Source organism: Parafrankia sp. EUN1f, assembly GCF_000177675.1.
GTDB lineage: Bacteria > Actinomycetota > Actinomycetes > Frankiales > Frankiaceae > Parafrankia.
Window position 1 is genome coordinate 1 of the sequence record NZ_ADGX01000268.1, and the last position, 6,525, is coordinate 6,525.

Sequence of the window (6,525 nt, forward strand, 5' to 3'; positions counted from 1 at the left end):
GCGGGCTCGTCACCCGCACCGGCGAGGAGCTGGGGCGGGCGGCTGCGGCTGCTGGTCGGCAAGCCGGGCCTGGACGGGCATTCGAACGGCGCGGAGCAGATCGCGGTGCGGGCCCGTGATGTCGGCTTCGAAGTGGTCTACCAGGGCATCCGGCTGACGCCCGCGCAGATCGTCGCCGCCGCGGTGGAGGAGGACGTCCACATCGTGGGGCTGTCGGTGCTGTCGGGCTCGCACATGAACCTGGTGCCCGAGGTGCTGGACGGGTTGCGGGCCGCGGGGCTCGGGGATGTACCAGTGGTGGTGGGTGGCATCATCCCGCCCGCCGACGCGGATCGGCTGACCGCGCTCGGCGTCGCGGCGGTCTTCACCCCCAAGGACTACGGCCTCACCGAGATCATGCGGGGGATGGTGAACATCGTGCGCACGGCGAACGGCCTCGCCGGTGCCTGACCCGACGGCTGCCGACCCGTCCGGGCCTGACCCGGGCGGGCTCGGCCCGTCTGTCGCCGGCCCGTCTGTCGCCGGCCCGTTCCCGGCCGGCCCGTCCATTGCGGACGCGGTGGCCCTGGCGACCCGGGCGCACAACGGCCAACTGGACAAGGCGGGGGAGGCGTACATCGGGCATCCGCTGCGGGTGATGGAGACCGTCGGCCGCACGGCCGCCGGCGCCGGTGTCGACGTGGCGCACGCACGTATGGCGGCCATCCTCCACGACGTCGTGGAGGACTCCGACCTGACCGTGACCGGCCTCGCCACCGCGGGCTACCCGAGCGAGGTCGTCGCGGCGGTCGACGCCCTCTCGCACCGCGACGGCGAGCCGGTGGAGCGCTACCTGGCGCGCGTGGCGGCCGACCGGATCGCGGTCGTGGTGAAGCGCGCGGACATGGCTGACAACTCCGACCCGGTGCGCCTCGCCCGGCTGCCCGCCGAGCGGGCGCGGGAGCTCGCCATCCGGTACGCGGGCCGCCGGCGCCTGCTCGACGACCTGGTCGTGCGGAACAACGCGGTGGTGCGGAACAACGCGGCCGCCCGTCGGCAGCCGGAGAACGGGCCGGCGGCAGGGGGACCACAGGACCACGGGGCCGGGCACGAACGCTCGTGACGCGGCAGGATACGGTCGCGCCATGCGCCTCGTCATCGCCCGCTGCAGTGTGGACTACGTCGGTCGGCTCAAGGCGCACCTGCCCAGTGCGGTCCGGCTGCTGCTGGTGAAGGCCGACGGCTCGGTGTCCATCCACGCGGACGGGCGCGCCTACAAGCCGCTCAACTGGATGAGCCCGCCGTGCGCGATCGTCGAGGCCGAGGGCGTCTGGCGGGTGACGAACCGGGCGGACGAGCAGCTGGTGATCTCGATCGAGGAGATCCTGCACGACTCCACGCATGAGCTGGGTGTCGATCCGGGGCTGCGCAAGGACGGGGTCGAGGCCCACCTGCAGGTGCTGCTCGCGGACCGGCCGGACGCGATCCGCGAGGGCCTGACGCTGATCCGCCGGGAGTACGAGACGGGCATCGGCCCGGTGGACCTGCTCTGCCGGGATGTCGACGGTTCCACCGTCGCGGTCGAGATCAAGCGGCGCGGTGAGATCGACGGGGTGGAGCAGCTCACCCGGTACCTGTCCCGCCTGGACGACGACCCGGCCCTGCCGCACCCGGTGCGCGGGATCCTGTGCGCCCAGTCGATCACGCCGCAGGCCCGGGTGCTCGCGGGTGACCGTGGCATCTCCTGCGCGACCGTCGACTACGACGCGCTGCGCGGGCTGGAGCCGTCCATCCCCACGCTGTTCTGACCCGCTGTTCTGACCCGCTGTTCTGGCCCGCTGCCGGGCGCTGTCCCGACGCGGGGCCCTGACCCGGCGCCAGTGCTCCTACCACGGGCGCCGGCGGGCTTTCAGGGTCTTCATATGCGGCAGATTTCGTCACGATCACAGGCTCCTGCGTCGTGAATCTGCGACGATCCGGTCATCCGAGCGCGCGACGCCTCCGCCAGGGCCGCGGGCTGTGGACGGGACGCGCGGACCCTGGGACGAAGGAGCGCTATGGGCCAGGACACTTCCCTCGGTGAACTGACGAAGATCGGAGTCGTCGGTCTGGGGACCATGGGGGCCGGCATCGCGGAAGTGCTGGCCCGCGCGGGCATCGACGTCGTCGGCGTCGAGAAGGACGACGAGGGCCTCGCCCGCGGGCGGGGGCATCTGGAGCACTCGACCCAGCGGGCCGTTGACCGGGGCAAGCTGACCGCGCAGGAGCGCGAGGAACTGCTGGCCCGGGTGCACAGCGGCACCGATCTCGCGGCCGTCGCCGACTGCCCGCTGGTGATCGAGGCCATTCACGAGCGCCTCGACGCCAAGCTGGAGCTGATCGGCCAGCTCGACCAGCTCTGCCCGCCGGCAACCGTGATCGCCAGCAACACCAGCTCGCTGTCGGTCACCGAGCTCGCCGCCGCGACGCACCGGCCCTCGCGGGTGCTCGGCACCCACTGGTTCAACCCGGCTCCGGTCATGGGACTGGTCGAGGTGGTCGGAACGGTCGTCACGGATCCTGCCGTGCTCGACGGGGTGCGGGAGCTGCTCGGCCGGGTCGACAAGACGGCGGTGTCCGCCGGCGACCGGGCCGGCTTCATCGCCAACGCGCTGCTGTTCGGCTACCTGAACAACGCGGTGCGGATGCTGGAGGCGCACTACGCGACCCGGGAGGACATCGACGCGGCCATGCGCTACGGCTGCGGCCACCCGATGGGACCGCTGGCCCTGCTCGACCTGATCGGGCTCGACTCGGCGTACGAGATCCTCGAGTCGATGTACCACCAGTCGCGCGACCACCTGCACGCCCCGGCGCCGCTGCTCAAGCAGCTCGTCACGGCGGGGATGCTCGGGCGCAAGACCGGGCGCGGCTTCTACACCTACGCCGCGCCCGACTCGCCGCAGGTGGTCGACGAGGCCGGCGCGACCGAGGTCGCCGGGGCGACCGCGCGGCCGGTCCGACTGGTCGGCGTGGTCGGCACGGGCACGATGGCCACCGGCATCGTCGAGGTGCTCGCGCGTTCCGGCTACGACGTCGTGTACCGGGCACGCTCGGACGACAAGGTCTCCTCGGTGCGCAAGCGGCTGACCGAGTCCTTCGACCGGGGCGTCCACCGCGGCCGCCTCACCACCGAGGACCGCGACGCGGCGCTGGCCCGCGTGACCGGCACGACGGAGCTCGACGCGCTCGCCGACTGCGACCTCGTGATCGAGGCCGTCGTCGAGGAACTGGGGGTCAAGCGGGCCCTGTTCGCCGCGCTGGACGAGGTCGTGAAGCCCGGCGCGATCCTCGCCACGACGACGTCCTCGCTGCCGGTGATCGAGTGCGCCACGGCGACCGGGCGGCCGCGGGACGTCGTCGGGATGCACTGGTTCAACCCGGCGCCGGCGATGCGCCTGATCGAGGTCGTGCCGACCGTGCTGACCGCGCCGGATGTGACCGCGACGGTGCTCGCGGTCAGCCGGGCGGCCCGCAAGCACCCGGTGGTGTGCGCGGACCGCGCCGGGTTCATCGTGAACGCCCTGCTGTTCCCCTACCTCAACGACGCGGTGCGGATGCTGGAGGCGCACTACGCCACCGTGGAGGACATCGACACGGCGATGACGGTGGGCTGCGGGCATCCGATGGGGCCGTTCGCCCTCGCGGACGTCGTCGGCCTCGATGTGACCCTCGCGATCCAGCGGACGCTCTACCTGGAGTTCCGGGAGCCCGGCTACGCTCCCGCCCCGCTGCTGGAGCATCTCGTCAAGGCCGGCTACCTGGGCCGTAAGACGGGGAGGGGATTCCGCGACCACTCACGCTGAGCCGGTACGGAGGAGGTCACTGACCGAAATCCGGGATTGATCACCGGGCGGGCCGGTCGGCAGTCATGTCTACGATGTCGGCGGGTGGGCATGCGGGCGTTGTGTACGGCTGGCGGCGCCCGTGCCGGCCGCCCGAACCGGTGAGGAGGACGGCTGTGGCCATGGTGGACAAGGACGCGCTGCGCGACTTCGGCCGTGAGGTGGCGACTTTCCTGCCCGACCTGGTCGTGATGCTGCGCCGGGTGCTGGCGGACCCGCGCGTGCCGCAGTCGGCGAAGCTGGAGGCGGGCGCCGCGCTGGCCTACCTGGCATCACCGAAGAACCGGCTGACGAACTTCATCCCGGTGATCGGCCAGCTCGACGATGTGGCCGTGGTGGCGTTCGCCTTCCGCCGGCTGGTCGTGGGGGCCGGCGAGCCCATCCTGCGGGAGCACTGGCGCGGAAGCGACCGTGCGTTCCACGCGCTGATCGGTGCCTCGTCGGCGCTCGCGAGCCCGGCGGGCATGCTGCGGCGGGCGAACGTGGCCCGCACCCTGGCCGGCGCCGCGATGCAACGGGTGAGCGGGCGCGGCGGAGCTGGCGGAGGCGCGGAGGACCGCGGCGGCGCACCGAGCACGATCAAGGTCGTGGACGGCGAGGTCATCGGCCGCTCCGTGCCGGACGGTGACGTCGGCGGTCGTTGAGACACGCCTCGGTGGCCTCGGTGGCACCGCGGGGGGCGGGTTCGGGTGCGGGCATCGCAGGAGGCGGTTCGGGCGCAGGCAGGGTGGGTGTAGGCGAGGTGGGCGCAGGCGGGGCGGGCGAGGTGGACGAGGCGGACGAGGGCTGGGTCGTTCGGCCGGTCACCGGGGCGGCGACCACGAAGGCGTACCGCTGCCCGGGATGCGACCACCTCATCGAGCTGGGCACGCCGCACCGGGTGGTGTGGCCGGTGGGCGCGCTCGACGATCGCCGCCACTGGCACACCCCCTGCTGGGCACGCAGGCACGCGCGCCCGGATCGTTTCCGGCGCGGTGGTCGGCGGGGCTAGCGGTGGTCGGCGGGGCTGGTCGGCTCGACGGGATGAGGATGTTCCTCGCTCCGGACCTGCCGCGGAACGGTCCCGATCAAGATCGGTAGTCGGTCGTGCCGGTGGGGTTCGCACTCCGGACCCCTGGGACACCTCTGAGCCCGGTAGCCCGGTAGCCGGTTTGGCGACTCGAAAGAGTGAACGATTTTGGTCGTTCCGACGACCAAAATTCTTACTTCTTGCGGGTCGCCAGGTGAATCTGCGCCTCTTTTGCCCCTTTTAAGATGAATTGCTGACGCCCCACGGAGGCGCGGGATCCCCCCGAGAGGCAACGGCGCGGGCGGCAACGGTGCGGGCGGTGGCGGTGCGGCGCGGGATCCCCGGTGGGCAGCGGTGCGGCGGGTGGCTGCGCGTGGGTGGCTGTGCGGGTGCGTGCCTGTGCGGGTGCGTGGGGTCGGACGCCTGATGCCGGGGGCCGGGGCGGGGGCGTCTGGGGTGAAGCCTGCCGGGATGGCACTAGCTGTGTGCCGAGGCAGCCGTCTGGGTGGGTGTGGTCTCGCCGGCCGTGAGCGCTCGCGGCGTTGACGAGGCCTGCAGTGGTGCGGTCGCGGCGGTGAGCCGGTCTCGCAGCGCGCCGAGCTGGGCCGTCACCTGGTCGTGCAGCGCGCCGAGCTGGGCGGTGACCTGGTCGCGCTGGTTCTCGAGCTCGGCGAGGCGCCGAGACGACTCGCCCTCCAGCTGGGCCGCGGTCGCGCGCGCGGTCTCGACGACCCGCTCGGCCTCGGCCAACGCGGTCCCGACGATGTTCTGGGCTTGGTCCTCGGCGTCGCGCACCGTTCGATCGCGGGTGTGCTCCGCCTCGGTGACGATCCGACGGGCCTCCTCCAGCTGTGCCTCGGCGTCCCGGGTCCGCTCGGCGCGGACGGTCGCGGCCTCCTCCTCGGCGAGCTGGAGGATCTGAGTGATCCGCCCGCCGAACTCCTCCCAGGCCGGCCGGTTCGCGGCGAGGTCGTCGCGCACCCGGGCCGCCTCGGTGGCCGCCTCGGAAGCGGCGGCCTCGGCGGCGGCCCGGTGCGACTCCGCCTCGCGCAGCTGCTCGACCAGCCAGTTGACGTGCGCATTCACCTGCTGCGGATCGTAACCGCGGCGGACCAGATCGAACCCGGGAGCGCCTTCACTGTCACCGGGCATCGGAATGAGATCGCTGTGCTCTGTCATAGGGCCTCAGCATCTCAGACGGGCAATCGCCGGGTGACAGGAGCTTGGGCCTGGGCAGGCCCGGGACACAGGTCTTACACGCCGCGGAAGCGGTTGATTGCCGTCAGGTGCCGAGCCCGGGTCTGCTCGTCACGAACGCCCAGCCCCTCCTCCGGTGCCAGACACAACACCCCGACCTTGCCCTGATGCGCGTTGCGATGCACATCGAACGCCGCCTGCCCCGTCTCCTCCAACGGATACACCTTCGACAACGTCGGATGGATCAACCCCCGCGCCACCAACCGGTTCGCCTCCCACGCCTCCCGATAGTTCGCGAAATGCGACCCCACGATGCTCTTCAGACTCATCCACAGATACCGGTTGTCGTACTCGTGCATGAACCCACTCGTCGACGCGCACGTCACGATCGTCCCGCCCTTACGCGTCACGAACACCGACGCCCCGAACGTCTCCCGACCGGGATGCTCGAACACG

General features: G+C 72.0%; 7 protein-coding genes and 1 pseudogene. 6 read left to right on the forward strand and 2 right to left on the reverse strand.

Translation table 11 applies throughout. The annotated features are described in order from the left end of the window. The 6 genes and pseudogenes from FREUN1FDRAFT_RS37390 to FREUN1FDRAFT_RS37415 all read left to right on the forward strand — a co-directional run. Positions 1-450: pseudogene (locus tag FREUN1FDRAFT_RS37390) on the forward strand (cobalamin B12-binding domain-containing protein); the annotation flags it as partial. After that, entirely contained in the window at positions 443-1,102 is a 660-nt protein-coding gene (locus FREUN1FDRAFT_RS37395) for an HD domain-containing protein (RefSeq protein ID WP_006545635.1), read from the forward strand. The pseudogene FREUN1FDRAFT_RS37390 and the gene FREUN1FDRAFT_RS37395, both read left to right, overlap by 8 nt. Before the next feature lie 22 nt (positions 1,103-1,124). Next, positions 1,125-1,787: an endonuclease NucS gene (nucS, locus tag FREUN1FDRAFT_RS37400; RefSeq protein WP_006545636.1), complete on the forward strand. Its 663-nt coding sequence runs from the start codon at positions 1,125-1,127 to the stop codon at positions 1,785-1,787. A gap of 249 nt (positions 1,788-2,036) precedes the next feature. Further along, a complete protein-coding gene (locus FREUN1FDRAFT_RS37405) occupies positions 2,037-3,824 on the forward strand; it encodes a 3-hydroxyacyl-CoA dehydrogenase family protein (RefSeq protein ID WP_006545637.1) in 1,788 nt (595 codons plus the stop codon). A gap of 155 nt (positions 3,825-3,979) precedes the next feature. Further along, complete coding sequence (locus FREUN1FDRAFT_RS37410) at positions 3,980-4,507, forward strand: YkvA family protein (protein WP_006545638.1); 528 nt, start codon at positions 3,980-3,982, stop codon at positions 4,505-4,507. 83 nt (positions 4,508-4,590) lie between these two features. Further along, positions 4,591-4,854 (forward strand): hypothetical protein, encoded by a 264-nt coding sequence (locus FREUN1FDRAFT_RS37415; protein WP_232295599.1) that lies wholly within the window; start codon positions 4,591-4,593, stop codon positions 4,852-4,854. Between the two features lie 495 nt (positions 4,855-5,349). On the opposite strand, the gene FREUN1FDRAFT_RS37420 is transcribed toward FREUN1FDRAFT_RS37415, so the two are convergent. Both FREUN1FDRAFT_RS37420 and FREUN1FDRAFT_RS37425 read right to left on the reverse strand, forming a co-directional pair. Further along, positions 5,350-6,051, reverse strand: coding sequence for a hypothetical protein (locus tag FREUN1FDRAFT_RS37420; RefSeq protein WP_006545640.1), 702 nt, complete (start codon positions 6,049-6,051; stop codon positions 5,350-5,352). A 74-nt stretch (positions 6,052-6,125) separates the two neighbouring features. Then, on the reverse strand, positions 6,126-6,525 hold a 400-nt coding region (locus tag FREUN1FDRAFT_RS37425; protein WP_083828955.1), incomplete at its 5' end, for a zinc-binding dehydrogenase.